27 protein-coding genes are annotated in these 24,711 nt (G+C 66.4%); 17 read left to right on the top strand and 10 right to left on the bottom strand.

Annotation, left to right across the window (positions count from 1 at the left end; translation table 11 throughout):
- Window positions 1-177: 177 nt before the first annotated feature.
- Window positions 178-1,080 carry a cysteine synthase CysM gene (gene cysM / locus DFS13_RS07325; protein WP_012492863.1) on the top strand — a complete coding sequence of 301 codons (903 nt, stop codon included), beginning with the start codon at window positions 178-180 and terminating at the stop codon, window positions 1,078-1,080.
- Between the two features lie 77 nt (window positions 1,081-1,157).
- Here the strand turns inward: cysM and mltB are convergent, their stop codons facing one another.
- The gene (mltB, locus tag DFS13_RS07330) at window positions 1,158-2,501 is read right to left on the bottom strand and encodes a lytic murein transglycosylase B (RefSeq protein WP_077021933.1); all 1,344 of its coding nucleotides are present in this window, start codon (window positions 2,499-2,501) and stop codon (window positions 1,158-1,160) included.
- 43 nt (window positions 2,502-2,544) lie between these two features.
- On the opposite strand from mltB, the gene DFS13_RS07335 reads away from it, so the two are divergent.
- Complete coding sequence (locus DFS13_RS07335) at window positions 2,545-3,468, top strand: histone deacetylase family protein (RefSeq protein WP_006486840.1); 924 nt, start codon at window positions 2,545-2,547, stop codon at window positions 3,466-3,468.
- Between the two features lie 28 nt (window positions 3,469-3,496).
- Here DFS13_RS07335 and DFS13_RS07340 read toward each other — a convergent pair whose 3' ends face one another.
- The gene (locus DFS13_RS07340) at window positions 3,497-4,405 is read right to left on the bottom strand and encodes an alpha/beta hydrolase (protein WP_006486872.1); all 909 of its coding nucleotides are present in this window, start codon (window positions 4,403-4,405) and stop codon (window positions 3,497-3,499) included.
- Window positions 4,406-4,621: 216 nt separating this feature from the next.
- Between DFS13_RS07340 and DFS13_RS07345 the strand changes: the two genes are divergently transcribed.
- From DFS13_RS07345 to DFS13_RS07365, 5 genes are all read left to right on the top strand, one after another.
- The gene (locus DFS13_RS07345; RefSeq protein ID WP_043205428.1) at window positions 4,622-5,656 is read left to right on the top strand and encodes a methionine ABC transporter ATP-binding protein; all 1,035 of its coding nucleotides are present in this window, start codon (window positions 4,622-4,624) and stop codon (window positions 5,654-5,656) included.
- Entirely contained in the window at window positions 5,646-6,299 is a 654-nt protein-coding gene (locus tag DFS13_RS07350) for a methionine ABC transporter permease (RefSeq protein ID WP_006486982.1), read from the top strand. Before DFS13_RS07345 ends, DFS13_RS07350 begins: the two co-directional genes overlap by 11 nt.
- Before the next feature lie 28 nt (window positions 6,300-6,327).
- The gene (locus DFS13_RS07355; protein ID WP_080323314.1) at window positions 6,328-7,122 is read left to right on the top strand and encodes a MetQ/NlpA family ABC transporter substrate-binding protein; all 795 of its coding nucleotides are present in this window, start codon (window positions 6,328-6,330) and stop codon (window positions 7,120-7,122) included.
- 228 nt (window positions 7,123-7,350) lie between these two features.
- Window positions 7,351-8,100 carry an electron transfer flavoprotein subunit beta/FixA family protein gene (locus DFS13_RS07360; protein WP_006496532.1) on the top strand — a complete coding sequence of 250 codons (750 nt, stop codon included), beginning with the start codon at window positions 7,351-7,353 and terminating at the stop codon, window positions 8,098-8,100.
- A 16-nt stretch (window positions 8,101-8,116) separates the two neighbouring features.
- Window positions 8,117-9,052 carry an electron transfer flavoprotein subunit alpha/FixB family protein gene (locus DFS13_RS07365; protein WP_006486854.1) on the top strand — a complete coding sequence of 312 codons (936 nt, stop codon included), beginning with the start codon at window positions 8,117-8,119 and terminating at the stop codon, window positions 9,050-9,052.
- Between the two features lie 226 nt (window positions 9,053-9,278).
- On the opposite strand, the gene DFS13_RS07370 is transcribed toward DFS13_RS07365, so the two are convergent.
- The gene (locus tag DFS13_RS07370; protein WP_034200850.1) at window positions 9,279-10,565 is read right to left on the bottom strand and encodes a D-amino acid dehydrogenase; all 1,287 of its coding nucleotides are present in this window, start codon (window positions 10,563-10,565) and stop codon (window positions 9,279-9,281) included.
- 146 nt (window positions 10,566-10,711) lie between these two features.
- Between DFS13_RS07370 and DFS13_RS07375 the strand changes: the two genes are divergently transcribed.
- Both DFS13_RS07375 and DFS13_RS07380 read left to right on the top strand, forming a co-directional pair.
- Window positions 10,712-11,200, top strand: coding sequence for an Lrp/AsnC ligand binding domain-containing protein (locus tag DFS13_RS07375; protein ID WP_012492860.1), 489 nt, complete (start codon window positions 10,712-10,714; stop codon window positions 11,198-11,200).
- A 90-nt stretch (window positions 11,201-11,290) separates the two neighbouring features.
- The gene (locus tag DFS13_RS07380) at window positions 11,291-12,469 is read left to right on the top strand and encodes a PA0069 family radical SAM protein (protein ID WP_048984663.1); all 1,179 of its coding nucleotides are present in this window, start codon (window positions 11,291-11,293) and stop codon (window positions 12,467-12,469) included.
- A 51-nt stretch (window positions 12,470-12,520) separates the two neighbouring features.
- Here the strand turns inward: DFS13_RS07380 and DFS13_RS07385 are convergent, their stop codons facing one another.
- Complete coding sequence (locus DFS13_RS07385) at window positions 12,521-12,988, bottom strand: NINE protein (protein ID WP_006486876.1); 468 nt, start codon at window positions 12,986-12,988, stop codon at window positions 12,521-12,523.
- A gap of 111 nt (window positions 12,989-13,099) precedes the next feature.
- Complete coding sequence (locus DFS13_RS07390) at window positions 13,100-14,239, bottom strand: sorbosone dehydrogenase family protein (RefSeq protein ID WP_111441529.1); 1,140 nt, start codon at window positions 14,237-14,239, stop codon at window positions 13,100-13,102.
- A gap of 152 nt (window positions 14,240-14,391) precedes the next feature.
- Between DFS13_RS07390 and rpsP the strand changes: the two genes are divergently transcribed.
- The 6 genes from rpsP to DFS13_RS07420 all read left to right on the top strand — a co-directional run bounded on the left by rpsP (window position 14,392) and on the right by DFS13_RS07420 (window position 18,521).
- Window positions 14,392-14,646 (top strand): 30S ribosomal protein S16, encoded by a 255-nt coding sequence (gene rpsP / locus DFS13_RS07395; protein ID WP_006476550.1) that lies wholly within the window; start codon window positions 14,392-14,394, stop codon window positions 14,644-14,646.
- A 42-nt stretch (window positions 14,647-14,688) separates the two neighbouring features.
- The gene (gene rimM / locus DFS13_RS07400) at window positions 14,689-15,366 is read left to right on the top strand and encodes a ribosome maturation factor RimM (protein ID WP_006496528.1); all 678 of its coding nucleotides are present in this window, start codon (window positions 14,689-14,691) and stop codon (window positions 15,364-15,366) included.
- Between the two features lies 1 nt (window position 15,367).
- On the top strand, window positions 15,368-16,162 hold the full coding sequence (gene trmD, locus DFS13_RS07405) for a tRNA (guanosine(37)-N1)-methyltransferase TrmD (protein WP_006486979.1): 795 nt from the start codon (window positions 15,368-15,370) through the stop codon (window positions 16,160-16,162).
- Between the two features lie 133 nt (window positions 16,163-16,295).
- The gene (gene rplS, locus DFS13_RS07410) at window positions 16,296-16,688 is read left to right on the top strand and encodes a 50S ribosomal protein L19 (protein ID WP_006486838.1); all 393 of its coding nucleotides are present in this window, start codon (window positions 16,296-16,298) and stop codon (window positions 16,686-16,688) included.
- Window positions 16,689-16,775: 87 nt separating this feature from the next.
- A complete protein-coding gene (locus DFS13_RS07415; RefSeq protein ID WP_006486824.1) occupies window positions 16,776-17,462 on the top strand; it encodes a CoA pyrophosphatase in 687 nt (228 codons plus the stop codon).
- Window positions 17,463-17,582: 120 nt separating this feature from the next.
- Window positions 17,583-18,521 carry a CobD/CbiB family protein gene (locus DFS13_RS07420; RefSeq protein WP_006486900.1) on the top strand — a complete coding sequence of 313 codons (939 nt, stop codon included), beginning with the start codon at window positions 17,583-17,585 and terminating at the stop codon, window positions 18,519-18,521.
- Window positions 18,522-18,598: 77 nt separating this feature from the next.
- On the opposite strand, the gene DFS13_RS07425 is transcribed toward DFS13_RS07420, so the two are convergent.
- The 3 genes from DFS13_RS07425 to DFS13_RS07435 all read right to left on the bottom strand — a co-directional run bounded on the left by DFS13_RS07425 (window position 18,599) and on the right by DFS13_RS07435 (window position 21,178).
- Entirely contained in the window at window positions 18,599-18,916 is a 318-nt protein-coding gene (locus DFS13_RS07425; RefSeq protein WP_011351362.1) for a putative signal transducing protein, read from the bottom strand.
- Window positions 18,917-18,980: 64 nt separating this feature from the next.
- Entirely contained in the window at window positions 18,981-19,922 is a 942-nt protein-coding gene (gene rsgA, locus DFS13_RS07430; RefSeq protein ID WP_006486937.1) for a ribosome small subunit-dependent GTPase A, read from the bottom strand.
- On the bottom strand, window positions 19,919-21,178 hold the full coding sequence (locus DFS13_RS07435) for a M48 family metallopeptidase (RefSeq protein WP_048984637.1): 1,260 nt from the start codon (window positions 21,176-21,178) through the stop codon (window positions 19,919-19,921). Before DFS13_RS07435 ends, rsgA begins: the two co-directional genes overlap by 4 nt.
- Before the next feature lie 125 nt (window positions 21,179-21,303).
- Here DFS13_RS07435 and orn point away from each other — a divergent pair, with 125 nt between their 5' ends.
- Window positions 21,304-21,924: an oligoribonuclease gene (gene orn / locus DFS13_RS07440; protein WP_006486828.1), complete on the top strand. Its 621-nt coding sequence runs from the start codon at window positions 21,304-21,306 to the stop codon at window positions 21,922-21,924.
- A 34-nt stretch (window positions 21,925-21,958) separates the two neighbouring features.
- Here the strand turns inward: orn and mog are convergent, their stop codons facing one another.
- The gene (mog, locus tag DFS13_RS07445) at window positions 21,959-22,567 is read right to left on the bottom strand and encodes a molybdopterin adenylyltransferase (RefSeq protein WP_006486883.1); all 609 of its coding nucleotides are present in this window, start codon (window positions 22,565-22,567) and stop codon (window positions 21,959-21,961) included.
- On the bottom strand, window positions 22,551-23,162 hold the full coding sequence (gene yjgA / locus DFS13_RS07450; protein ID WP_277626985.1) for a ribosome biogenesis factor YjgA: 612 nt from the start codon (window positions 23,160-23,162) through the stop codon (window positions 22,551-22,553). The genes mog and yjgA overlap by 17 nt, the downstream gene beginning before the upstream one ends.
- A 127-nt stretch (window positions 23,163-23,289) precedes the next feature.
- On the opposite strand from yjgA, the gene pmbA reads away from it, so the two are divergent.
- Complete coding sequence (pmbA, locus tag DFS13_RS07455) at window positions 23,290-24,660, top strand: metalloprotease PmbA (protein WP_048984630.1); 1,371 nt, start codon at window positions 23,290-23,292, stop codon at window positions 24,658-24,660.
- Window positions 24,661-24,711: the final 51 nt, after the last annotated feature.

Below are 24,711 nucleotides of genomic sequence, written 5' to 3' on the forward strand. Positions count from 1 at the left end.
TCGCCGTCGTTGCGACGGCTTCCCGCGGCATGCCGCGGGTTTTTTGCGTGGTGCGGCGTGCGGCGCGATCACGAACCGCGGCACGCGTATTCCATCGGCGCAATGGGGTTGCCGGCGCGCGTGCCGGTGCTGGTTTACAATCGATCGATTGATCGGCCTCGTACTCACGGTATACCCATGGCTTACAAAACTATCGAAGACACGATCGGCAATACGCCGCTCGTGCAACTGGTCCGCCTGCCGGACGACGAGATTCGCGCTCGCAACAACGTGGTGCTCGCGAAGCTCGAGGGCAACAATCCGGCCGGTTCCGTGAAGGATCGCCCGGCGCTGTCGATGATCAGCAAGGCCGAAGCGCGCGGGCGCATCAAGCCGGGCGATACGCTGATCGAGGCGACGAGCGGCAACACAGGCATCGCGCTCGCGATGGCCGCAGCAATCCGCGGCTACAAGATGGTGCTGATCATGCCGGAGGATCTGTCGGTCGAGCGCCGCCAGAGCATGGCGGCTTATGGTGCTGAAATCATCCTGACGCCGGTGAAGGGCGGGATGGAACTGGCGCGCGACCTCGCGGAGCAGATGCAGCGCGAAGGCAAGGGCGTGATCCTCGACCAGTTCGGCAACCCCGACAATCCGATCGCGCACTACGAAGCAACGGGGCCGGAGATCTGGCGCGATACCGAAGGACGCGTCACGCACTTCGTGTCCGCCATGGGCACGACGGGCACGATCATGGGCACGTCGCGCTACCTGAAGGAGCAGAATGCGGCGATCGAGATCGTCGGTGCGCAGCCGGAAGACGGCTCGCGTATTCCGGGCATTCGCAAGTGGCCGGAAGCCTACATGCCGACCATCTTCGATCGCAGCCGCGTCGATCGCGTCGAAAACGTGAGCCAGGCCGCGGCGGAAACGATGGCGCGCCGGCTCGCGGCGGTCGAAGGCATCTTCGCGGGGATTTCATCGGGCGGCGCATGCGAAGTCGCGATGCGCATCGCGCGTCAGGTCGAGAATGCGACGATCGTGTTCATCGTCTGCGATCGCGGCGACCGTTACCTGTCCACGGGCGTGTTTCCGGCTTGAGCGAGAGAGAGGCGCGATTCGCGCCGCGATAAAAAAAGCGCCGCTCGTGCGGCGCTTTTTCTTTGGCTGGCCGGCGCTTATTGCGACTGAGCCTCGCCAGCGGCGGGCTGCAGCGCGCCGCTCGCTTCCATCTGCGCTTTCACGGCCTCGCCGAGCTGGTACACGGTGAGCGCGTAGAAGAAGCTGCGGTTGTAGCGCGTCAGCACATAGAAGTTCTTCAGGCCGAGCATGTATTCGGTCGCGCGCCCCGGCGTCGGCAGGTCGACCACGGTCACCGGCGTGCCGGCTTCGGTCGTGATGTTGACCGTCGGCTCGTTCAGCGTCATGCCCGCGCGCAGCAGTTGCGACAGCGCCCAGTGCGGTTCGGGCTGGCCGTCGGCGGCGGCCTGTGCGATGCCCAGGCTGCCCGTGTCGGGCGTGATCTGCCAGACCACCGGGCGGTCGGTTTCCCAGCCGTGCTGCTTCAGGTAGTTCGCGACACTGCCGATCGCATCGACAGGACTGCTGCGCAGATCGACATGGCCCGTGCCGTCGAAGTCGACCGCATATTCGCGGATGCTGCTCGGCAGGAACTGCGGAATCCCGATCGCGCCGGTGTACGAGCCGAGCACGGTGGTCGGGTCGAGCTGGTTGTCGCGGGTCCAGACCAGGAAGTCTTCGAGGTTCTTGCGGAAGGTTGCCTGGCGGCTGTCGCGATTCGGCGTGTCCGGGTAGTCGAACGTGAGCGTCGTCAGCGCGTCGAGCACGCGGAAATTGCCCATGTAGCGGCCGTAGATGGTCTCGACGCCGATGATGCCGACGATCACCTCGGGCGGCACGCCGAACTGCTCGGATGCGCGCTGCAGCGTCGCCTGGTTCGCCTTCCAGAACTTCACGCCCGCGTTGATGCGGATCGGCTCGATGAAGCGCGAGCGATACACGCGCCAGTTCTTGACCGTCGGCGACGGGGCCGGCCTCACGAGCTTGACGGCCGTCGCCGAGTAGCTGACGCGCGAGAACAGCGCATGCAGGCTCGCCGAATCGAAGCCGTTGCGACTCACCATCTCGTCGATGAACGCGTCGACCTTCGCGTTGCTCGCGTAACGCTGTGGAACGATTTCCTCTTCGAAGGTCTGACCTTGCGGTGTCGGCTGCTGCGGCTGGGCCTGGGCGACGAGCGTGCCGGCGGACTTCGCAGGCTGCGTCTGCGCCATGGCAGGCGCGGTGCCGAGGGCCGCGGCGATGGCAGCGACGACGAGCGGAGCGCGAACACGGAACAGCGCGGAGAGAAGGGCGGCAGGCTTGCTGGAATTCATGTCGAAGCGGGCGGACAGGGCGATGGTGTTCGGCGCAGTATACCCGACGCATCCGGCGCGCCGGGACGAAGCTGGCCCCCGTTGTGGTAAGTTAGCGGCGAATTCGCGGCAGACGATGGACATCATTGAGGGAGACCTGCGGCGCATCGTGCGCCGCGGATGACAGCTTATGGCAACCGCTTTCTACACGCACCCCGACTGCATGCTGCACGAGATGGGGGAATGGCATCCGGAATGTCCGGCCCGCCTGTCGGCGATCCAGGATCAACTGATTGCGAGCCGCATCGACGACCTGATCGTGCACGAAACCGCGCCATTCGCGAGCGAGGTCGCGCTGGGCCGCGTGCATACGCAGGCGCACATCGACTACATCCGCAGCATGACGCCGGTCGACGGTTACGTCGAGATCGATCCCGATACGCTGATGAATCGCGACACGTGGCGCGCGGCACTGCGCGCGGCCGGCGCGGCGATCGCGGCGACCGACGCGGTGATCGAAGGCCGCTATGCGAATGCGTTCTGCGGCGTCCGTCCGCCCGGTCACCATGCGGAGCCGGCGCGCGCGATGGGCTTCTGCTTCTTCAACAACGTCGCGATCGCCGCGCGGCATGCGCTCGACGTACACGGCATCGAGCGTGTCGCGATCATCGATTTCGACGTGCATCACGGCAACGGCACCGAGGCGGCGTTCGCGAACGACGAGCGCGTGCTGATGTGCAGCTTCTTCCAGCATCCGCTGTATCCGTTCTCGGGCGTCGATCATCAGGCGCCGAACATGGTCAACCTGCCGATGCCTGCACGCAGCAACGGGATGGCGATCCGCGAAGCGGTCGACATGTTCTGGCTGCCGCGTCTCGACGCGTTCAAGCCGCAGATGCTGTTCGTGTCGGCCGGCTTCGATGCGCATCGCGAGGACGACATCGGCAATCTCGGCCTCGTCGAGGCCGACTTCGAATGGCTGACCGCGCAGATCGTCGACGTGGCGCGCCGGCATGCGCAGGGCCGCATCGTCAGTTGCCTCGAAGGCGGCTACAACCTGTCCGCGCTCGGGCGCAGCGTGGTCGCGCACCTGCGCGTGCTGGCCGGGATCTGATTTCCGCTTGACCGGCGGGCCGGCGCGTTCAGTGCGCCGGCACGCGCGCATGAATCCACGCGATCAGCGCGTCGATCACGCGATCGCGTTCGAGATCGTTCATCGTTTCGTGGAAACCGCCTTCGTACAGCGTCAGCGTACGGTCGGGCGAGCCGACGCGCGCGCCGAACGCGCGACTGCCGTCGGGTTCGGTCAGCTTGTCCTCGGTGCCGTGATAGACGAGCACCGGTACCCGCAGCGCGCCGCGGCCATTCTCGATGCGCGCCATCGCGTCGAGAATCTCCGCGCCGGTGCGGGCGGGCACCGCGCCGTGATGCACGAGCGGATCGGCGCGATTGGCGGCGACGACGGCCGGATCGCGCGACAGCAGCGCCGCATCGATCCTGATCGCGGGGAACGTGGGCCACACCCGGCTGATGACGCGGCTGACCGCAAGCATCCAGCGCGGCACGTCGCGCCCCGGCGCGAGCGCCGGACTCGACAGCACGAGGCCTGTCAGCCCATGGCCACGGGCCGGTGCGCGTTCGATCGCATAGAGCGCCGCGACCGCGCCACCCATGCTGTGTCCCATCAGGAACAGCGGCGCATCGCCACGCGCGGCTTCGGCGACCAGCGCATCCGCATCGTTCAGGTAGCCGTCGAAGCGCTCGACCCACACGCGTTTGCCGGGCGATTGGCCATGCCCGCGCAGATCGATCGCCAGCACGTCGATGCCGGCTGCATTCAGCCGGCCGGCGAGCGCGGCATAGCGGCCCGCGTGTTCCGCGAGGCCATGCACCAGCGCGATCGTCGCGCGCGGCGGCGCGGTGCCGTCGCCGGCCGGCCAGCGGTACGACGCCAGTTCGAGCCCGTCCGCGGTACGCAGCCGGCCCATGCGCGGCGCGGGTGCCGATCCGGTGGCGGCGGGTGCGGCGGCCGGCGTGGTGGTGATACTCATCTGGCGTGTCCCCTGTTCGTTGGTCGGTGTTCCGGATCATAGACGCGGCCTTCCCGCGCGGGCCCAGCGGCGCCCCTCTAATTTCGTCCGGTTATGAAAAGATCGAAATCGATTATTAAGGGGAATGAGGGGTTTGCGGTAAAATCGCCGGTTATTCCAGATGCATCGGCGGCCGACTGGCGGGCCAACTCGCCGGCCGGCCGCCGTTTTGTTTACATGATCGAATTACGCAATCTCTCGCAGCGTTTCCCCGGCCCGGGCGGCTGGGTCGATGCGCTGCGCAACGTCAACCTGACGATCCCGCAAGGCGAGGTGTTCGGCATCATCGGCCGAAGCGGCGCCGGCAAGAGCACGCTCGTGCGCACCATCAACCTGCTCACGCGGCCGACCGAAGGCAATGTCGTCGTCGGCGGGCGCGACCTGATGCTGCTGTCGGCCGGTGCGCTGCGCGAGGCACGCCGCGAGATCGGCATGATCTTCCAGCACTTCAACCTGCTGTCGTCGCGCACGGTGTTCGACAACGTCGCGCTGCCGCTCGAACTGGCCGGTGCGAGCCGTGCCGACATCGAAGCCGCCGTGCTGCCGCTGCTCGATCTGGTCGGGCTGTCCGCGCAGAAGGATCGCTATCCGTCGCAGATCAGCGGCGGCCAGAAGCAGCGCGTCGGCATCGCCCGCGCGCTGGCGAGCCAGCCGAAGGTACTGCTGTCGGATGAAGCGACGTCCGCGCTCGATCCCGAAACCACGCGTTCGATCCTCGACCTGCTGAAGCGCATCAACCGCGAGCTCGGCCTGACGATCGTGCTGATCACGCACCAGATGGAAGTGATCAAGCAGGTCTGCGATCGCGTCGCGGTGCTCGATGCGGGACGCGTGGTCGAGGAAGGTCGCGTGATCGACGTGTTCCTGCAGCCGCATCACGAAGTGACGCGCGCGCTGATCGGCGACGTGATCGCGCAGGAGCTGCCGCCCGCGCTGAAGGCGCGCGTGGCCGAGCGGCTGAAGACGGGCAGCGGCCATCTGCTGCGGCTCGCCTTCACGGGCTCGGGGGTCGACCAGCCGATCCTGTCGGAGACGATCCGCCGGTACGAACTCGATTTCAACATCCTGCATGGCCAGATCGACGAGATCCAGGGGCAGGCATTCGGTTCGCTCGCGGTGCTCGCGGGCGGCGAGCCGGGCAAGGTCGGACAGGCGCTCGCGTTCCTGCGCGAGCAAGGCGTGGTGGTAGAGGAGCTTTCGTATGTTGAGTGAGATGTTCGATATGTTCGTGCAGTCCTTCTGGGAGACGCTGATCATGGTCGGCATCTCCGGAGCGGTCGGCGCGCTCGTCGGCCTGCCGCTCGGCGTGCTGCTCTACCTGACCGATCGCCAGGGCGTGCTGCAGAACCTCGCGGTGAATCGCGTGCTCGGCGGCATCGTGAACGCCGTCCGCTCGACGCCGTTCATCATCCTGCTGGTCGCGGTGATTCCGTTCACGCGGCTCGTCACCGGTTCGTCGATCGGCACGGCCGCGGCGGTCGTGCCGCTGACGCTCGCGGCCGCGCCGTTCATCGCGCGTCTCGTCGAAACGGCGCTGCGTGAAGTCGACCGCGGGCTGATCGAGGCCGCGCAATCGATGGGCGCGACCACGTCGCAGATCGTATTCAAGGTGCTGTTGCCCGAATCGCTGCCGGGCGTCGTCGCGGGCCTGACGATCACGTTCGTGTCGCTGGTCGGCTATTCGGCGATGGCGGGTGCGATCGGCGGCGGCGGCCTCGGCGATCTCGGCATCCGCTACGGTTACCAGCGCTATTTGCCGGAAGTGATGTGGACGGTCGTCGCGATCCTGATCGTGTTCGTGCAGATCGTGCAATCGTTCGGCGACTGGCTGGTGCGCCGGCTGAGCCACAAATAAGACAGACCGATCCGATAGGGGAGACACGATGCAACGACGCTTCATGCTGAAATTTGCCGCGGCGCTGGGCGCGGCCGCACTGTTCGCGGGCGCGTACGCCCGGGCCGAAACCATCAAGGTGGGCGTGACGGGCGGCCCGCACGCGCAGATCATGGAAGTGGTGAAGCAGGTCGCGGCGAAGGGCGGCCTGGAGATCCGCATCGTCGAATTCTCCGACTACGTGCAGCCGAACGCCGCGCTCGCGTCGGGCGACCTCGACGCGAACAGCTACCAGCACGATCCGTATCTGCAGGCGCAGGTGAAGGATCGCGGCTACAAGCTGATCAAGGTCGCGGATACCGTCACGTTCCCGATGGGCATCTATTCGAAGCGCGTGAAGTCGCTGGCCGAGCTGAAGCCGGGCGCGCGCGTCGCCGTTCCGAACGATCCGACCAACGGCGGTCGCGCGCTGCTGTTGCTGCAGAAGCAGGGGCTGCTGAAGCTGCGCGCGGATGCGGGGCTGAAAGCGACGCCGCTCGATATCGTCGACAATCCGCGCAAGCTGAAGATCGTCGAGCTCGACGCGGCGCAGATCCCGCGCTCGCTCGGCGACGTCGACGCGGCCGCGATCAACACCAACTACGCGATGGAAGCGGGGTTGAAGCCGAAACAGGACGCGATCGCGATCGAGGGCCCGAACGGTCCGTACGCGAACATCCTCGCGATTCGCGAGACGGACCGGAACAAGCCGTGGGTCGCGAAGCTGATTGCGGCGTATCACTCGGCCGACGTGAAGCAGTTCATCGAAGGCAAGTTCGGCGGCGCGGTCATCGCCGCCTGGTAACGGGCGAAGCACGGGATGCCCGGCGGGATTAGAGTCGATGATCGAAAACCCGGGCTTTGCGTCCGGGTTTTTTCTCTTTTAAAATAGAACGACCGTTCGCTATCATTGGCGCGTCGCCAAGAAGCGGTATCCTCGACAACCATCATGGTTGGGTCCGCCTGGCCGCGCAGTCATGAGGCCTCACTATAAAATGGCCTCTGGTCGTATTCGTAACTTTGGAGCGTGTGCATGAAAATCCTGGTGCCAGTGAAAAGAGTGGTCGATTACAACGTGAAGGTCCGCGTGAAGTCGGACAACACGGGCGTCGACATCGCGAACGTGAAGATGTCGATGAACCCGTTCGACGAAATCGCCGTTGAAGAAGCCGTGCGCCTGAAGGAAGCGGGTGTCGCGACCGAAGTGATCGCGGTGTCGGTGGGCGTCACGCAAGCGCAGGAAACGCTGCGCACGGCGCTGGCGATCGGCGCGGATCGCGCGATCCTCGTCGAGTCGAACGACAGCGTCGAGCCGCTGGCCGTCGCGAAGATCCTGAAGGCGCTGGTCGACAAGGAACAGCCGCAGCTCGTGATCCTCGGCAAGCAGGCGATCGACGACGATTCGAACCAGACGGGCCAGATGCTCGCCGCGCTGGCAGGCCTGCCGCAAGCGACGTTCGCGTCGAAGGTGACGGTGGCCGACGGCAAGGCGACGGTGGCGCGCGAAGTCGACGGCGGCGCGGAAACGCTGTCGCTGACGCTGCCGGCGGTCGTCACGACCGACCTGCGCCTGAACGAGCCGCGCTACGTGACGCTGCCGAACATCATGAAGGCGAAGAAGAAGCCGCTGGAAACCGTGAAGCCGGAAGACCTCGGTGTGGACGTCGCGCCGCGTCTGAAGACGCTGAAGGTGGTCGAGCCGCCGAAGCGCGCAGCCGGCGTGAAGGTGCCGGACGTGAAGACGCTGGTCGAGAAGCTGAAGACCGAAGCCAAGGTGCTGTAAGAGGGAGCGGAAAGAAATGACGATTCTGGTGATTGCAGAACACGACAACGCGTCGATCAAGGCCGCGACGCTGAACACGGTGGCGGCGGCAGCGAAGATCGGTGGCGACATCCACGTGCTGGTCGCGGGCCACAACGCGCAAGCGGCGGCAGACGCTGCAGCGAAGATCGCAGGCGTGTCGAAGGTGCTGCTGGCCGACGCGCCGCAACTGGCCGAAGGCCTGGCGGAAAACGTCGAGGCGACCGCGCTGAACATCGCGAAGGACTACTCGCACATCCTCGCGCCGGCGACGGCCTACGGCAAGAACATCGCGCCGCGTATCGCGGCGAAGCTGGACGTCGCGCAGATCTCGGACATCACGGCAGTCGATTCGGCCGACACGTTCGAGCGCCCGATCTACGCGGGTAACGCGATCGCGACGGTGCAGTCGAGCGACCCGATCAAGGTCATCACGGTGCGTGCAACGGGCTTCGATCCGGTGGCGGCGGAAGGCGGCAGCGCGGCGGTCGACAAGATCGAAGCGGCGGCCGACGCCGGCAAGTCGCAGTTCGTGAGCCGCGAAGTGACGAAGCTGGACCGTCCGGAACTGACGTCGGCGAGCATCATCGTGTCGGGCGGCCGCGGCCTGGGCAGCGGCGAGAACTACACGAAGGTGCTGGAGCCGCTGGCCGACAAGCTGTCGGCAGCGCTCGGCGCATCGCGCGCGGCAGTCGACGCCGGCTACGTGCCGAACGACTACCAGGTCGGCCAGACCGGCAAGATCGTCGCGCCGCAGCTGTACATCGCGGTCGGCATTTCGGGTGCGATCCAGCACCTGGCCGGCATGAAGGATTCGAAGGTGATCGTCGCGATCAACAAGGATCCCGAAGCACCGATCTTCAGCGTGGCCGATTACGGCCTCGTCGGCGATCTGTTCGCGCTCGTGCCGGAACTCGTGACCGAGCTCGGCTGACGCGGTGTGATGCTTCAGCGGTAAGCACACGAGAAGAGGGGCGCGACGAGCGCCCCTTTTTGTTGTGTCATCGCGGAAGAGGCGCGAGCGGCGTGCGCCTGGACGATCCGCGATCGTCTCGTGCCGAGCGGCGCTCGCACGCTCGCAGTCGCCCAAAAGAGAAAGGCGCCCTCGGGCGCCTTTCTCGCTGATGCAACGGGCCCGCATCGCCGCGGGCCGTTCCGACTTACGCGTATGCCGGGCGCGTCTGGCCGGGCACGTCCTTCAGGTAACGATGCACCGACAGGTCGTCGGCCTGGATCGCGGGCATCTTGCCCGAGATCAGGTCCGCGAGCAGTTGGCCCGAGCCGCACGACATCGTCCAGCCGAGCGTGCCGTGGCCGGTGTTCAGGAACAGGTTCGACACCGGCGTGCGGCCGACGATCGGCGTGCCGTCCGGCGTCATCGGGCGCAGGCCCGTCCAGAACGTCGCCTTCGACGTGTCGCCGCCGCCCGGGAACAGGTCGTTCACGCACATCTCCAGCGTTTCGCGGCGTGCCGCGCGCAGCTTCTTGTCGAAGCCGACGATTTCCGCCATGCCGCCGACGCGGATGCGCTGGTCGAAGCGCGTGATCGCGATCTTGTAGGTCTCGTCGAGCACGGTCGACACGGGCGCGGCGGCTTCGTTGACGATCGGCGCGGTGATCGAATAACCCTTGAGCGGATAGACCGGAATCTTCATCAGGTTCGAGATGAAGCTCGTCGAGTACGAGCCGAGCGCGACGACGTACGCGTCCGCGCGTACCGTCTCGCTGCCGCACTGCACGCCGGCGATCTTGCCGCCCGCGATCGCGAGCGCATCGATCGGCGTGTTGTAGCGGAACTTGACGCCAAGCGATTCGGCGAGCGCGGCGAGGCGCGTCGTGAACAGCTGGCAATCGCCCGTTTCGTCGCCCGGCAGGCGCAGGCCGCCCGTCAGCTTGTGCGAGACGGCGGCGAGCGCCGGTTCGGCCTTTTTCAGTTCGGCCGGCGACAGCAGTTCGAACGGCACGTTCGCTTCCTGCAGCACGGCGATGTCCTTCGCCGCGCCGTCGAGCTGCTGCTGCGTGCGGAACAGTTGCAGCGTGCCGCCCGTGCGGCCTTCGTACTGGATACCGGTATCGGCACGCAGCGCCTGCAGGCAGTCGCGGCTGTATTCGGCGAGACGGACCATGCGGCCCTTGTTGACTGCATAGCGCTCGGCCGTGCAGTTGCGCAGCATCTGATACATCCACTGGAGCTGGAAGCGCGTGCCGTCGAGGCGGATCGCGAGCGGCGCGTGCTTTTCGAACATCCACTTGACCGCCTTCAGCGGCACGCCGGGCGCGGCCCACGGCGCGGCATAGCCGGGCGAGATCTGGCCTGCGTTCGCGAAGCTCGTCTCCAGCGCCGGGCCGGCTTCCCGGTCGATCACAGTGACTTCATGGCCGGCGCGCGCGAGGTAATACGCGCTTGCCACGCCCACCACACCGCTGCCCAGAATGACGACTCGCATAGCTGCTCCAGATGGAAGGGACCAGATTGAGGCCGGGCGCACCCTGCGGCTCCGTGTAACCTCTAGCTGATCTAGTTTTTTGAGCTATGGTATTGTCGAATGTGCAGTTTTTGTTATCGTATTTTTTCGGTTTTCAGCATAAACAAATGAGAACGCAACGTCAGCCCGTACGCTCGCTCGACAAGCTCGACCGACGCATCCTGAAACTGCTCCAGGACGACGGCCGGATGGCGATGAAAGACCTTGCGGAACAGGTCGGCCTGACCGTCACGCCGTGTATCGAGCGTGTGCGGCGCATGGAGCGCGACGGCGTGATCACCGGTTATCACGCGCGGGTCGACCCGGGCCAGCTGGGCGCCGCGCTGCTGGTGTTCGTCGAGATCACGCTCGGCCACAAGGGCGGCAACATGTTCGAGCAATTCCGCCGGGAAGTGATGAAGATCGATGAGGTGCTCGAATGCCATCTCGTCTCCGGCGATTTCGACTATCTGATCAAGGCGCGGATCGGCGAGATGGCCGACTACCGCAAGCTGCTCGGCGACATCCTGCTGCAGTTGCCCGGCGCCGTGCAGTCGAAGAGCTACGTCGTGATGGAAGAAATCAAGGAAACGCTGACGATCGCCGTCGGCGAATGACGTGCCGGCGGCCCGTTGTCGGGCCCTTTATCCCGCCCTTGGCATGCTGCGCCCAATACTGTATAAATGTACAGTATTGGGCGCAGGCGAATGGGTGGGCACATGGACGATCGGTCCGACAACGAATTTCCGATAGCGCCGCCCGTGCCCCGCAAGGGGCGCGGTGCGGTCGACAACCTGCAGGGGCGGTATGAACTCGCGCAGCGCGAAGCGGTGGACGACGGCTGGACGCACGAGTCCGACGATGCCGATTTCCCCGCGCCGCTGCGCACGCAGGTATTCGAGGAGCGGGCGAAGAGCATCCTGACGCACAACCAGTCGCCCGATATTCCGTTCAGCGTGTCGCTCAATCCGTATCGCGGTTGCGAGCACGGTTGTATCTACTGTTTCGCGCGGCCGACGCACAGCTATCTCGGGCTGTCGCCGGGGCTCGATTTCGAAAGCCGCATCTACGCGAAGGTGAACGCGGCCGAGCTGCTCGAACGCGAGATTTCCCGCAAGCGCTACGTGCCGGAGCCGATCGCGCTCGGCGTCAACACCGACGCATACCAGCCGGTCGAGCGCGACCTGCGCATCACGCGCAGCGTGATCCAGGTGATGCACGATCGCGGCCTGCCGTTCGCGGCGATCACGAAATCGTCGCTGATCGAGCGCGATCTCGACCTGCTTGCGCCGATGGCCGAACGCGGGCAGGTGATGGCGGCGGTCACGATCACGACGCTCGATGCCGAACTCGCGCGCACGCTCGAGCCGCGCGCGGCCACGCCGGCGCGGCGGTTGCGCACGATCCGCGCGCTGCGCGATGCGGGCGTGCCGGTCGGCGTGAGCATCGCGCCGGTGATTCCGTTCGTGACCGAGCCGGACATGGAGCGCGTGCTGGAGGCGTGCGCGGAAGCCGGTGCGACGCATGCGAGCTACATCATCCTGAGGTTGCCGTGGGAGGTCGCGCCGCTGTTCAAGAGCTGGCTTGCCGCGCATTTTCCCGATCGTGCGGAGCGCGTGATGAACCGCGTGCGCGACATGCGCGGCGGCAAGGATTACGACTCGGATTTCTCGAAACGGATGAAGGGCGAGGGGATCTGGGCCGACCTGTTGCGGCAGCGCTTCCGTCAGGCGGTCAAGCGGCTCGGGTTGAACGAGCGCACGAACGGCATTCTCGATCTGTCGCGGTTCAGCGGGGCGCCGGCCGCTGCGGTGCCGGCGCCGCGTGTTGCGGTTCGCTCAGCCGGCGCGAAGCCGCGCGACGACATGCAGTTGAGCCTGTTCTGATGGACGAGCGATACGGTTGCCGGTGTGCCGTATCGACCGTATCGGTGGTGCTTACTGCGAAATCTGCTTGGCTGCTTCGACCTGCGATTCGAAGTAAGTCTGGAACGACAGCGCGAGCGCGGTCATCAACAGGAACGCGCCGATCAGCAGCGAGAAGATCACGACGAAGATCACGGTCCAGCCCGACTTGCTGTGCTTGCCGGTGTCCGCGTTGAATTGCGCATCCCATTTTTCGTCGGGACGCAGCCCGTAGACGAGTGCGGCGAGGAACGCCGCCAGCAGCGAGATTGCGCCGGGGACCGCGAGCCACCAGCCGAGGCCGGCGCTGCGCTGGGTAGCCGCGAGCAGGAGGAAGCCCGGGATGCCGACGATCGTCGCGAGCAGGTGGGCCCAGCCGTACACGTCGCGAAAGCCGTACAGATAGAAGCGGTGCGCGCCGAGCGATCCGAGCAGGAACGCGAGGGCGGCGGTGAGCGTCTTGGAGCGGAAGCGGCGGGGCGATGCGGTGCTGCTGGACATGGATGGCGGCGTCTTGTCGTTGGCATGGGCGGGGCCGGCAGGCCGGCGCGGGCGCGCGGCCCGGCACGCATTCTACGATGCCCGGTCGGGCCCGGTCACCCCTCGCCTGCGTCAAGGTGCCGCATAGGTCACGCGATAGATCGCGCCTGCGTAATCGTCGCTGACGAGCAGCGAGCCGTCCGGCAGCGGCAGTACATCGGCCGGGCGTCCCCATACCGTGCCGTCGGGTCGCAGCCAGCCGGTAATGAACGGCGTCTGGCGTGCATGGCTGCCGTCCGCCGAGACGACCACGCGCATCACGCGGTAGCCGACCTTCGTGCTGCGGTTCCACGAGCCGTGTTCGGCAATGAAGACATTATTGCGATACGACGCCGGAAACATCGGCCCGGTATAGAAGCGCATCCCGAGCGCCGCGACGTGCGCGCCGAGTTTCAGGACGGGCGGCACGTAACGGCGGCAAACCTCGGCGCTGCCGAATTCGGGGTCGGGTGTATCGCCGCCGTGGCAGTAGGGAAAGCCGAAGTCGAGGCCGGCGCGGGGCGCGCGGTTCAGCTTGTCGTCGGGTACGTCGTCGCCCATCATGTCGCGCCCGTTGTCGGTGAACCACAGCTCGCCCGAATCGGGGTGCCATGCAAAGCCGACCGTATTGCGTATGCCGCGGGCGACCACTTCGCGTCCGCTGCCGTCGGCGTTCATTCGCGCGATGATCGCGTAGCGGTTGCGATCGGCGAGGCAGGCGTTGCACGGTGCGCCGGTCGGCACGTACAGCTTGCCGTCGGGGCCGAACGCGATGAATTTCCAGCCGTGATGGTGGTCGGTCGGCAGCGCGTCGGTCACCACGACAGGGGCGGGCGGTCTGGCGAGCCGGTCGTCGATATGGTCGATGCGCACGATGCGCGACACGGCGGATATATAGAGAGCGCCGTCGCGGTAGGCGACGCCGACGGGCATGTCGAGCCCGGACGCGACGACGTAGCGCGCGCTGATCCGGCCCTCGTGCATGACGAACGCGTGGACCCGGCCGTCTCGTGTGCCGACATACAGGATGCCGCGCGGCGACCACGCCATTTCGCGCGCGGCCGGTACGGCGTCGGTCAGCACGTCCACGTGGAAGCCGGGCGGCACGACGAGTTCGTTCACCGGCAGCGGCGCGGTAAACGCCGGCGCGGACACGGAGCAGGCAAGGCCGGCAAGCAGCGCCGCGAATGGGCGCCGTGCGCGGCGCACGAGGGCGGCGCGAAGGGGCAACATGACGGTCGGGAGCGTCCTGGACACGACGATTGTAGGCCCAGCGGACGGGCCGTCCGCGGATTTTTACGCGTAAGTGTTTGTTGTACCTCTGGTTTCCGGCTATAATCGCGTGTTTCAGTAGTTTCGAACCCGGTTTTCCCGAAGGACATCATATGGTTATCATCCGTCTGGCTCGTGGCGGCTCGAAGAAGCGCCCGTTCTACAACATCGTTGCTACCGATTCGCGCAACCGTCGTGACGGCCGCTTCATCGAGCGCGTCGGCTTCTACAACCCGGTCGCCACGAAGGGCGAATCGCTGCGTATCGCTCAGGATCGCCTGACGTACTGGCAAGGCGTTGGCGCGCAACTGTCGCCGACCGTCCAGCGTCTCGTGAAGGAAGCGCAAAAGGCGCAACCGGCTGCCTAACATGGCACGGTGTGCCGGTCGTGCCGGCTATGAGGTGCATTGATGGCGGGTCACGATTCCGGTAATGCAAGGCGCGGGCGGGCGTCATTCGGCGCATTCGTCCGCAAACCGGTCGAGCGCGACATGGTCGCGAACGCCGGTCAGGCTGCCGAACCAGGCGGCCTCGACGCGACGCAAACCTGGCCCGACGATGCCGTCGAGGTCGGGGCGGTGGTCGACGCCTACGGCCTGAAAGGCTGGGTCAAGGTGGCGGCGCATGCCGATGCCGGTCGCGGTGGCGACGCGCTGCTCAATGCGCGTCGCTGGTGGCTGGAACGCGGTGCGGAGCGGCTTTCCGTCCGCATCATGCAGTCGAAGACGCACAGCGACACTGTCGTTGCGCAACCCGCGGGCGTCAGCGACCGCGATGCTGCGCTGTCCATGCGCGGCTTTCGCGTGTTCGTGCGCCGGGAAGATTTCCCGGCACTGGCCGCGGACGAATTCTATTGGGTCGACCTGATCGGTCTCGAGGTCGTCAACGAGCAATCGGTGGCGCTCGGGAAGGTGAGCGGGATGATCGACAACGGCGTGCATTCGATCATGCGTGTCGAGTATCCGGCGACCGGCAAAGACGGTCGGCCGACCACCGACGAGCGGTTGATTCCGTTCGTCGGCGTCTACGTCAAAACGGTGGATCAGGCGGCGCGTCGCATCGTCGTCGACTGGGAAGCCGATTACTGAAATGAACCAGGTTACCGAGAGCGCGGTGCAGTTCGACGTCATCACGCTCTTTCCCGAGATGTTCCGCGCACTGACCGACTGGGGAATCACCAGCCGGGCCGTCAAGCAGGGGCGCTTCGGGCTGCGCACCTGGAACCCGCGTGATTTCACGACGGACAACTACCGCACGGTCGACGATCGTCCGTACGGCGGCGGTCCGGGCATGGTGATGCTGGCGAGGCCGCTCGAAGCCGCGATCGATGCCGCGAAAGCGGCACAGGCGGAGCAGGGCATCGCGAGCACGCGCGTCGTGATGATGTCGCCGCAAGGCGCGCCGCTCACGCATGATCGCGCGGTGCGGATGGCGCAGGAACCCGGCGTCGTCGTGCTGTGCGGTCGTTACGAAGCGATCGATCAGCGCCTGCTCGACCGTTGCGTCGACGAGGAAATCAGCCTCGGCGATTTCGTGCTGTCGGGCGGCGAGCTGCCGGCGATGGCGATGATGGATGCAGTCGTGCGATTGCTGCCCGGTGTGCTGAACGATTCGCTGTCGGCCGTGCAGGACAGCTTCGCCGATGGTCTGCTCGATTGTCCGCACTACACGCGTCCCGAGGAATACGACGGCGTGCGCGTGCCGGACGTGTTGCTCGGCGGGCATCATGCCGAGATCGAGAAGTGGCGGCGTCAGGAAGCATTGAGGAATACGTTGCGGAAGCGGCCGGACCTGATCGTCCGGGCGCGCCGCGAAAAGTTGTTGAGCCGGGCCGACGAGGCGTGGCTTGCGAACCTCGCACGCGAAGCGAAGGACGCCTCCTGAGGCGGCTGCGCGAGCGGGAATTGGCGGTGCCGTACATGCGTGTACGGTGCCTGATGTGAATCCATCCTCTATCGGGGCCAGGCCTGGAAGCAGGCGGGTGCCAACGCCGACACGATGGCATAAGGAGTCAGTAATGAATCTGATCGCAAAACTTGAGCAGGAAGAAATCGAGCGCGCGCTCGCCGGCAAGACGATCCCCGATTTCGCCCCGGGCGACACGGTGATCGTGAACGTGAACGTGGTTGAAGGTAACCGCAAGCGCGTTCAGGCTTACGAAGGCGTCGTGATCGCGATTCGCAATCGTGGTCTGAACTCGAACTTCATCGTTCGCAAGATCTCGTCGGGCGAAGGCGTCGAGCGTACGTTCCAGACGTACTCGCCGCTGCTGGCAAGCATCGTCGTGAAGCGTCGCGGTGATGTGCGTCGTGCGAAGCTGTACTACCTGCGCGAGCGTTCGGGCAAGTCGGCTCGTATCAAGGAAAAGCTGGTGTCGAAGGATCGCGCCGCAGCAGCTTCCCAAGAGTAAGAGCTGTAAGGAAAAAGCACCCAACCGGGTGCTTTTTTCATTCTGGCGCGACAATATGCTCGATACGACACGAACCCGAGAGTCCCATTGAATCGCCGCCCCATCATCGATCCCGAAGTCTTGCCGGTCGAAGGCACCGGCGCCGGCCTGCCCGTCATCGACTCCCGGCTGATGACGCCGTCCGGCCTGCGCGAACGTTTTGCGCGCACGCTCGAATGGAGCGTCGAGCCCGGCGAGGCGAGGCTGCAGGAGGGCGTCGATCCGCGTAGCGCGGCCGTCCTCGTGCCGCTCGTCGTCCGCGAGTCAGGCCTCACCGTGCTGCTGACGCAGCGCGCCGATCACCTGAACGACCACGCCGGACAGATCAGCTTTCCCGGCGGCCGTCGCGAGCCGTTCGACCGCGATGCGACCGCCACCGCGTTGCGCGAGGCGAAGGAAGAGATCGGGCTGGCCGCCGAACGCGTCGAGATTCTCGGCGCGCTGCCCGACTACCTGACCGGCACGGGTTTCTGCGTGACGCCGGTCGTCGGCCTCGTGCATCCGCCGTTTACTGTGCAGGCCGATACGTTCGAAGTCGCCGAGATTTTCGAAGTGCCGCTCGCGTTCGTGATGAATCCCGCGAACCATCAGGTCCGCGTGTTCCGGTGGGAAGGCGGCGAGCGTCGTTTTTTTGCCATGCCCTATCCGAATGGCGAACCGGGCGGGCATTACTTCATCTGGGGCGCAACTGCCGGCATGTTTCGCAATCTGTATCGCTTCTTGGCCGCCGGCTAGGCGGGCGCGCCGACTGGCGCGCGCGACCGGCTGCCGGGCGACCGCGCCGGCAGCCATGCGCGGCTGACGCTGTGCTATCGTTATGCAAAAAATGACATAACTCCGAAGACGGCGCCACGCATGACTTTCTTTTCGGTTCTCCTCGCTCTCATCATCGAACAGGTCCGCGCGTTGTCGCCGAGCAATCCGGTATTCGCGCTGTTCCAGTTTCATGCGGAAACCGTCGCGCATGGCCTCGACGCCGGCAAGCAGAAGCACGGGATCCTCGCATGGCTCGCGGTCGTGCTGCCGTGGGTGCTGATCGTCGCGCTGATCTATTTCCTGCTGTACAAGGTGAGCTTCGTGCTCGCGTTCCTGTGGAACGTCGCCGTCGTGTATTTCACGCTCGGCTTCCGCCAGTTCAGCCACTACTTTACCGACATCCACCTCGCGCTCAACAACGACGACGTGCCGCGCGCGCGTGAAATCCTCCATGAATGGACGGGCATCGACACGGTCGACATGCCGGTGGGTGAAATCGTCCGCCATACGCTGATCCATGCGGTCGTCGCGTCGCATCGCCACGTGTTCGGCGTGTTCTTCTGGTACGTGCTGCCGATCGGCCCGGCCGGCGCCGTGCTGTACCGGATTTCCGAATATCTCGCGCGCAGCTGGGCGACGCCGGGCGACGACCGTACGGCCGCGTTCTCGACGTTCGCGCAGCGTGCGTTCTTCGTGATCGACTGGATTCCGTCCCGACTGACGGCGCTCGGTTTCGCGATCGTCGGCAATTTCGAGGATGCGATTTACGCGTGGCGCAATCACACGCGCCAGTGGCCCGACCCGAACGACGGCGTACTGCTGGCCGCCGGCAGCGGGGCGCTCGGCGCGCGTCTCGCCGGGCCGCTCGCGGAACCGTCGAGCCTCGATGCGCTGGCAGTCGGCGACAGCGGCCCGTTGACGGTTGGTGACGATTGCACGCCGCGCACGCTGCAGTCGGCGGTCGGCCTCGTATGGCGCGCGGTGATTCTGTGGATGATCCTGCTGCTGATGCTGACGCTTGCCGTCTGGGTGTCGTGACGGGGCAGCCTGACGCGCGATGAAATGAAAAGGCCGGCTCGATGCCGGCCTTTTCGCTGTGTGTCAGCGCGGTGCATTCAGTCATCGAGAGGGTCACGCACGGCGCCGCATTGCCAGCACGCGGTGAATTGCGCTTCGAGCGCTTCGCCGCACTGCCGGCAGCGCCAGGGCGCCGCGCCCGCCGACGGGCCGTGCGACGCGGCGTCGAGGAGCCGGCGGGCGAGTGCGTCGTCACGTTCGTCGTCGAGCCACAGCTCGGGTGTGCACGCATCGGCCGGCAGGCCGCCGAGCGCGCCGGTCGCGTAGCAGTTGTGCAGTTCGCAACCGATGCCGGCTACCTGGAGCACGTTGGCCCAATGCTGCGCGGTCGCGAGGTCGGGTGCCTTGAAACGCATCGCGGCTCCTGTCGATGAAAGCCGGCCCGGCTGGCGCCGGCCGGCCGTCGTGCACGTCGCGCGGTCAGCGGACGATCTGGCTCGCCTCGTGCACGAGCTGCGCGTACAGCGCGTGCCGCGACGGCGCGATACGGCCGTCGGCGACCGCTTCGAGGATCGCGCAGCCGGGCTCGTGCAGATGATGACAATTATAGAAACGGCAGTCCGCGAGCAGCGGCCGGAATTCCGGAAACGCGCGCTCGAGGCGGCCTTCCGTCAGGTGGTAGAGGCCGAATTCCTGGAAGCCCGGCGAATCGATCAGCGCACCGCCGCCTTCCAGCGGGTACAGGCGCGTGAACGTCGTCGTGTGACGACCGCTGTTGAGCGCGGCCGAAATTTCGCGGGTTGCGGCTTCGGCGTCGGGCACGAGCAGGTTCACGAGCGTCGACTTGCCCATCCCGGACTGGCCGAGCAGGATCGTCGAATGCCCGGCGAGGTGCGGCATCAGCTGCGCGCGCGCATCGTCCGGCGCGCCTTTCACCGACAGCTCGAGCACGTCGTAGCCGAGCGCGCGGTACGGGGCGAGGCGTTCGCGCGCGACCGGCAGCGCGGCCTCGACGTCGATCTTGTTCAGCACGACGAGCGGCTTCAGCTCGTTCGCTTCGGCGGCGATCAGCGCGCGGCCGAGCAGATCCTCGCTGAAATAGGGCTCGGTCGCGAGCACGATCAGCAACTGGTCGAGGTTCGCGGCGAACAGCTTCGATTTGAACTGGTCGGAGCGGTACAGCAGGTTGCGCCGTTCGCCGATTTCCACGATCACGCCCTGGTCGGCCGACGCGAGTTCGTACGCGACGCGGTCGCCGACCGCGATGTCGCTCTTCTTGCCGCGCGGGAAGCATTGCAGCATCGGGCCGCCGTCGTCGGGGGCGACGATGTAGTGGCGGCCGTGCGCCGCAATCACGCGGCCTTCGGCCCGTTGCGCGCTCGACGCGCGCGGGGCCGGCTTGCGGGAGGTCGGCCGGCTCATGCGTGCTGCAGCAGGCGGTCGATCCGCTGCGAGGCCGGCGGATGCGAGTAGTAGAAGGCCGTGTAGACGGGGTCGGGCGTCAGCGTCGACGCGTTGTCCTCGTAGAGTTTCACGAGCGCGCTGACGAGATCCTGCGCGTCGGTCTGGCTGGCCGCGAACGCGTCGGCCTCGAATTCGTGCTTGCGCGACGTGAGGCTGCTGAACGGCGTCGCGAAGAACAGGAACACGGGAATCGCGAGGAAGAACAGGACGAGCGCGGCGCCCGCGTTGCTGGTGTCGAGCGACGGCGTGACGCCGAGCCCCGTATAGAACCACGTGCGCTGCGCGAGCCAGCCGAGCAGCGCGAGCAGCACGAGGCTCAGCACGAACGACACGAGCATGCGCTTCATCACGTGGCGGCGCTTGAAGTGGCCGAGTTCGTGCGCGAGTACGGCCTCGATCTCCTGGCCGGACAGGCGCGCGAGCAGCGTGTCGAAGAACACGATCCGTTTCGATGCGCCGAAGCCCGTGAAGTACGCGTTGCCGTGCGCGGAGCGGCGGCTGCCGTCCATCACGAACAGCCCCTTGGCCGCGAAGCCGCAGCGCTTCATCAGCGACTCGATGCGCGCGCGCAGCGCGTCGTCCTTCAGCGGCTCGAACTTGTTGAAGAGCGGCGCGATGAAGGTCGGGTAGATCAGCAGCACGAGCATCTGGAACGCGACCCACACGATCCAGGTCCACAGCCACCACAGGCTGCCGGCCTGGTTCATCAGCCACAGCACGACGAACAGCAGCGGCAGGCCGAGCGCGGCGCCGAGCAGCGAATTCTTCAGCATGTCGGTGAAGAACAGCTGCTTCGTCATCCGGTTGAAGCCGAAGCGCTGCTCGATCCCGAACTGGCGGTAATACTCGAACGGCACGTCGATCACGCCCGTGATCACGAGCACCGCGGCGACCAGCGCGACCTGCTGCCCGTAGCCGCGGCCGAGCCAGCCGGTCAGCAGCGTGTCGAGCGCGCCGACGCCGCCGAGCAGCGTGAGGCCGACCAGCACGGCCGCGCTGACGACGATCTCGAGCATCGTCAGCCGGGTGCGCTCGACCGTGTAGTCGGCCGCGCGCTGGTGGGCGGTCAGCGGGATGGTGGCGCTGAACTGCGCGGGTACGCCGTTACGGTGCGCGGCGACGAAGCGGATCTGCCGCGATGCGAGCCACAGTTTGGTGACGACCATCGCGAGTACGGCGAGCGCGAACAGCAGGGTGAACGAAAAGGGTGACATCGAAGGCGCCAAAGGGTTCTATGCGAGAATTATATGTTCTTGCGGACCGGCCCCGCTGATGCGATGCCGGCCGCCCGGGCGGCGCTGCATCGGCGCGCCCGGTCCGCCATTTTCCAGGATGAATCATGACCGATACCGCCGCTTCCGCCAGCCAGCCCGCGCTCGTGCGCAACGAGTTGAACCTCGTCTGGCTCGACATGGAGATGACGGGCCTCGACCCGGATAACGACCGCATCATCGAGATCGCGGTCGTCGTGACCAACTCCACGCTCGACATTGCCGTCGAGGGCCCGGTGTTCGCGATCCACCAGAGCGACGAGACGCTCGCGAAGATGGACGACTGGAACAAGTCGACGCACGGCCGTTCCGGCCTGATCGACCGCGTGCGCGCATCGACCGTGACCGAGGCGGACGCCGCCGCGCAACTGCAGGCGTTCCTCGCGCAGTACGTGTCGCCCGGCAAGTCGCCGATGTGCGGCAACTCGATTTGCCAGGACCGCCGCTTCATGGCGCGCTGGATGCCGGAATTCGAGCGATTCTTCCACTACCGCAACCTCGACGTCAGCACGCTCAAGGAGCTGTGCCGCCGCTGGCAGCCGGCCATCTACAAGGGTTTCCAGAAGCGGGCGATGCACACTGCGCTCGCGGACATCCACGAATCGATCGACGAGCTGAAGTATTACCGCGAGCATTTCCTGATTCCGGCCGCGTCGGTGTCGGCAGGGGAATCCGCGCCGGCCGCGTGAGCGGGCCGGCACGCGCGCAGCGCCCGGCAAACGCTCAGCGCCGCGCGCTTTTCGGCCGGAACGCCGCGACCACCGCGGCGTCGGTCTCGACATACGGGCCGCCGATCAGGTCGATGCAGTAGGGCACCGCGGCGAAGATGCCGGGCACGGTCGGCTTGCCGTCGGCGTCGCGCAGCCCTTCCAGCGTTTCCCGGATCGACTTGGGCTGGCCGGGCAGGTTGATGATCAGCGCCGCATGGTCGGCCGTTTCTCGGATCACCGCGACCTGCCGCGACAGGATCGCGGTCGGCACGAAATTCAGGCTGATCTGCCGCATCTGTTCGCCGAATCCCGGCATTTCCTTCGTCGCCACGGCCAGCGTGGCTTCCGGCGTCACGTCGCGGCGCGCGGGGCCGGTGCCGCCCGTCGTCAGCACGAGGTCGCAGCCGGCGACGTCGACGAGCTCGGTCAGCGTGGCCGAGATCGTCGGCGCATCGTCCTGGATCAGGCGCGTTTCGGCGCGCCACGGCGAAACCAGCGCGCCGGCGAGCCATTCCTGCAGCGCCGGAATGCCCTTGTCTTCGTAGACGCCCGTACTCGCGCGGTCGCTGATCGACACGAGGCCGACCACGAGTTCGTCCGGGTGGTTACGCTTCGTCGTCATGGTCGTCATGGTCGTCTCCGGCGTCGTCGGCCGCTTCGTCGTCGCTGTCGGATGCGCCGCCCGCGGCCTTGATCCACTGGAACAGCTCGCGGAAATAGCGCGGCGGCTTGCCTTGCTGCGCTTCCTTGCGCGCGTTGCGGATCAGCGTGCGGCCTTCCTGGATGTCGGCGTCGGGGTGCTGGCGCAGGAATTCGGTCAGTGCGTCGTCGCTCGCGAGCAGCTGCTCGCGCGTGCGCTCGATCCAGTGCAGGCGGGCTGTCGCGGCCTTGTTCACGCCGCGTTGCGCGTCGAGCGCGGTACGCAGCGCGGCCGTTTCGTCGTCGGTCAGCGAGCGCATCACGCGGCCGACGTACTGGAGCTGGCGGCGCTTGCCCTCGTGATCGGTGATCCGGCGCGCCTCGCGCACGGCGTCGGCGAGATCTTCGGGCATCGGCATGCGCTTGAGCGCGTCCTTCGGCAGGTCGACGAGCGCCTGGCCGAGTTCCTGCAGCGCGTGCATTTCGCGCTTCAACTGGGATTTGCTGGGGCGATCGTAGCCATTGTCGTCGTCCTCGACGGCATGTTCGATCGGCTGGATTCGGGTTTTGCGTGTCATGGGCCGCATTGTATCGCGGCGCGGACACCCCAAGCTTGTCTGTGTCCGGCCCCGGACCTTGCTATGATCGCGGGATACGCAACATTTTGACCATGCGGGCGCCCGCCCGCCACCGGATACCAAGACGATGGCAGCCAATCTCGACGTACAAGCGCGCTATTTCCCGCACACGCAGGACCAGCTCAAGGAAATCGCATCGGACATCCTTCGCCATGCGAAGGCGCTCGGCGCGACGGACGCCGCGACCGAAATCTCCGAGGGCGACGGCCTGTCGGTGTCGGTGCGCCGCGGCGAAGTCGAAACGATCGAGCACAACCGCGACAAGATGGTCGGCGTGACCGTGTTCATCGGCAAGAAGCGCGGCAACGCGAGCACGTCGGACTTCTCGCCGGCCGCGATCAAGGACACCGTCGCTGCCGCGTACAACATCGCGCGCTTCACGGCCGAGGACGAAGCGGCCGGTCTCGCCGAAGCCGAGCTGCTCGAAACCGACCCGCGCGACCTCGATCTGTACCACCCGTGGGCGCTGAGCGCCGACGAAGCCGTCGAGCTCGCCCGCCGCGCGGAAGACGCCGCGTTCGCGGTCAGCCCGCAGATCCGCAATTCGGAAGGCGCGAGCGTGTCGGCGCAGCATTCGCAATTCGTGCTCGCGACGTCGCGCGGCTTCCTCGCCGGCTATCCGTACTCGCGCCACTACATCGCGTGCGCGCCGATCGCGGGCAGCGGCCGCCACATGCAGCGCGACGACTGGTATTCGTCGAAGCGCAGCGCGATCGATCTCGCCGCGCCCGAAGCGGTGGGCCGTTACGCGGCCGAACGCGCGCTCGCGCGGATGGGCGCGCGCCGTCTCGACACGCGCAAGGTGCCCGTGCTGTTCGAGGCGCCGCTCGCGGCCGGCTTGCTCGGCGCCTTCGTGCAGGCAGTGAGCGGCGGCGCGCTGTATCGCAAGACGTCGTTCCTCGTCGACAGCCTCGGCAAGCCGGTGTTCGCGCCGCACGTCCAGGTCGTCGAGGATCCGCACGTGCCGCGCGCGATGGGCAGCGCACCGTTCGACGAGGAAGGCGTGCGCACGCGTGCGCGCAGCGTCGTGAAGGACGGCGTCGTCGAAGGCTATTTCCTGTCGACCTATTCGGCACGCAAGCTCGGCACGCAAACCACCGGCAACGCGGGCGGCTCGCACAACCTCGCGCTGCGCAGCTCGAACACGCAGGCGGGCGACGACTTCGACGCGATGCTGAAGAAACTCGGCACGGGCCTGCTGCTGACCGAACTGATGGGGCAGGGCGTGAACTACGTGACGGGCGACTATTCGCGCGGCGCGGCGGGCTTCTGGGTGGAGAACGGCGTGATCCAGTATCCGGTCGAGGAAATCACCGTCGCCAGCACGCTGCAGGAGATGTTCCGCCATATCGTCGCGATCGGTGCGGATTCGATCGTGCGCGGGACGAAGGAAACCGGCTCGGTGCTGATCGAGCAGATGACGATCGCGGGGCAGTAAGCCGCACGCGGCACCGGCCGCCTGGAAACGAAAAAGCCCGACCGGCGCAAA

This window comes from Burkholderia sp. 28_3 (assembly GCF_003253915.1).
GTDB lineage: Bacteria > Pseudomonadota > Gammaproteobacteria > Burkholderiales > Burkholderiaceae > Burkholderia > Burkholderia cenocepacia.

What these genes read in the sequence shown, in the direction of transcription:
- rsgA (WP_006486937.1), bottom strand. Translation starts at nt 19,922, where the DNA reads ATGAGCCGGCCGACCTCCCGCAAGCCGGCCCCGCGCGCGTCGAGCGCG.
- DFS13_RS07425 (WP_011351362.1), bottom strand. Translation starts at nt 18,916, where the DNA reads ATGCGTTTCAAGGCACCCGACCTCGCGACCGCGCAGCATTGGGCCAAC.
- yjgA (WP_277626985.1), bottom strand. Translation starts at nt 23,162, where the DNA reads ATGACACGCAAAACCCGAATCCAGCCGATCGAACATGCCGTCGAGGAC.
- DFS13_RS07390 (WP_111441529.1), bottom strand. Translation starts at nt 14,239, where the DNA reads ATGTTGCCCCTTCGCGCCGCCCTCGTGCGCCGCGCACGGCGCCCATTC.
- rplS (WP_006486838.1), top strand. Translation starts at nt 16,296, where the DNA reads ATGAATCTGATCGCAAAACTTGAGCAGGAAGAAATCGAGCGCGCGCTC.
- DFS13_RS07355 (WP_080323314.1), top strand. Translation starts at nt 6,328, where the DNA reads ATGCAACGACGCTTCATGCTGAAATTTGCCGCGGCGCTGGGCGCGGCC.
- DFS13_RS07380 (WP_048984663.1), top strand. Translation starts at nt 11,291, where the DNA reads ATGGGTGGGCACATGGACGATCGGTCCGACAACGAATTTCCGATAGCG.
- cysM (WP_012492863.1), top strand. Translation starts at nt 178, where the DNA reads ATGGCTTACAAAACTATCGAAGACACGATCGGCAATACGCCGCTCGTG.
- rimM (WP_006496528.1), top strand. Translation starts at nt 14,689, where the DNA reads ATGGCGGGTCACGATTCCGGTAATGCAAGGCGCGGGCGGGCGTCATTC.
- DFS13_RS07365 (WP_006486854.1), top strand. Translation starts at nt 8,117, where the DNA reads ATGACGATTCTGGTGATTGCAGAACACGACAACGCGTCGATCAAGGCC.
- pmbA (WP_048984630.1), top strand. Translation starts at nt 23,290, where the DNA reads ATGGCAGCCAATCTCGACGTACAAGCGCGCTATTTCCCGCACACGCAG.
- DFS13_RS07370 (WP_034200850.1), bottom strand. Translation starts at nt 10,565, where the DNA reads ATGCGAGTCGTCATTCTGGGCAGCGGTGTGGTGGGCGTGGCAAGCGCG.
- mltB (WP_077021933.1), bottom strand. Translation starts at nt 2,501, where the DNA reads ATGATGTCCATCGTCTGCCGCGAATTCGCCGCTAACTTACCACAACGG.
- mog (WP_006486883.1), bottom strand. Translation starts at nt 22,567, where the DNA reads ATGACGACGAAGCGTAACCACCCGGACGAACTCGTGGTCGGCCTCGTG.
- DFS13_RS07385 (WP_006486876.1), bottom strand. Translation starts at nt 12,988, where the DNA reads ATGTCCAGCAGCACCGCATCGCCCCGCCGCTTCCGCTCCAAGACGCTC.
- DFS13_RS07345 (WP_043205428.1), top strand. Translation starts at nt 4,622, where the DNA reads ATGATCGAATTACGCAATCTCTCGCAGCGTTTCCCCGGCCCGGGCGGC.
- DFS13_RS07360 (WP_006496532.1), top strand. Translation starts at nt 7,351, where the DNA reads ATGAAAATCCTGGTGCCAGTGAAAAGAGTGGTCGATTACAACGTGAAG.
- DFS13_RS07335 (WP_006486840.1), top strand. Translation starts at nt 2,545, where the DNA reads ATGGCAACCGCTTTCTACACGCACCCCGACTGCATGCTGCACGAGATG.
- rpsP (WP_006476550.1), top strand. Translation starts at nt 14,392, where the DNA reads ATGGTTATCATCCGTCTGGCTCGTGGCGGCTCGAAGAAGCGCCCGTTC.
- DFS13_RS07375 (WP_012492860.1), top strand. Translation starts at nt 10,712, where the DNA reads ATGAGAACGCAACGTCAGCCCGTACGCTCGCTCGACAAGCTCGACCGA.
- orn (WP_006486828.1), top strand. Translation starts at nt 21,304, where the DNA reads ATGACCGATACCGCCGCTTCCGCCAGCCAGCCCGCGCTCGTGCGCAAC.
- DFS13_RS07340 (WP_006486872.1), bottom strand. Translation starts at nt 4,405, where the DNA reads ATGAGTATCACCACCACGCCGGCCGCCGCACCCGCCGCCACCGGATCG.
- DFS13_RS07350 (WP_006486982.1), top strand. Translation starts at nt 5,646, where the DNA reads ATGTTGAGTGAGATGTTCGATATGTTCGTGCAGTCCTTCTGGGAGACG.
- DFS13_RS07435 (WP_048984637.1), bottom strand. Translation starts at nt 21,178, where the DNA reads ATGTCACCCTTTTCGTTCACCCTGCTGTTCGCGCTCGCCGTACTCGCG.
- DFS13_RS07420 (WP_006486900.1), top strand. Translation starts at nt 17,583, where the DNA reads ATGACTTTCTTTTCGGTTCTCCTCGCTCTCATCATCGAACAGGTCCGC.
- trmD (WP_006486979.1), top strand. Translation starts at nt 15,368, where the DNA reads ATGAACCAGGTTACCGAGAGCGCGGTGCAGTTCGACGTCATCACGCTC.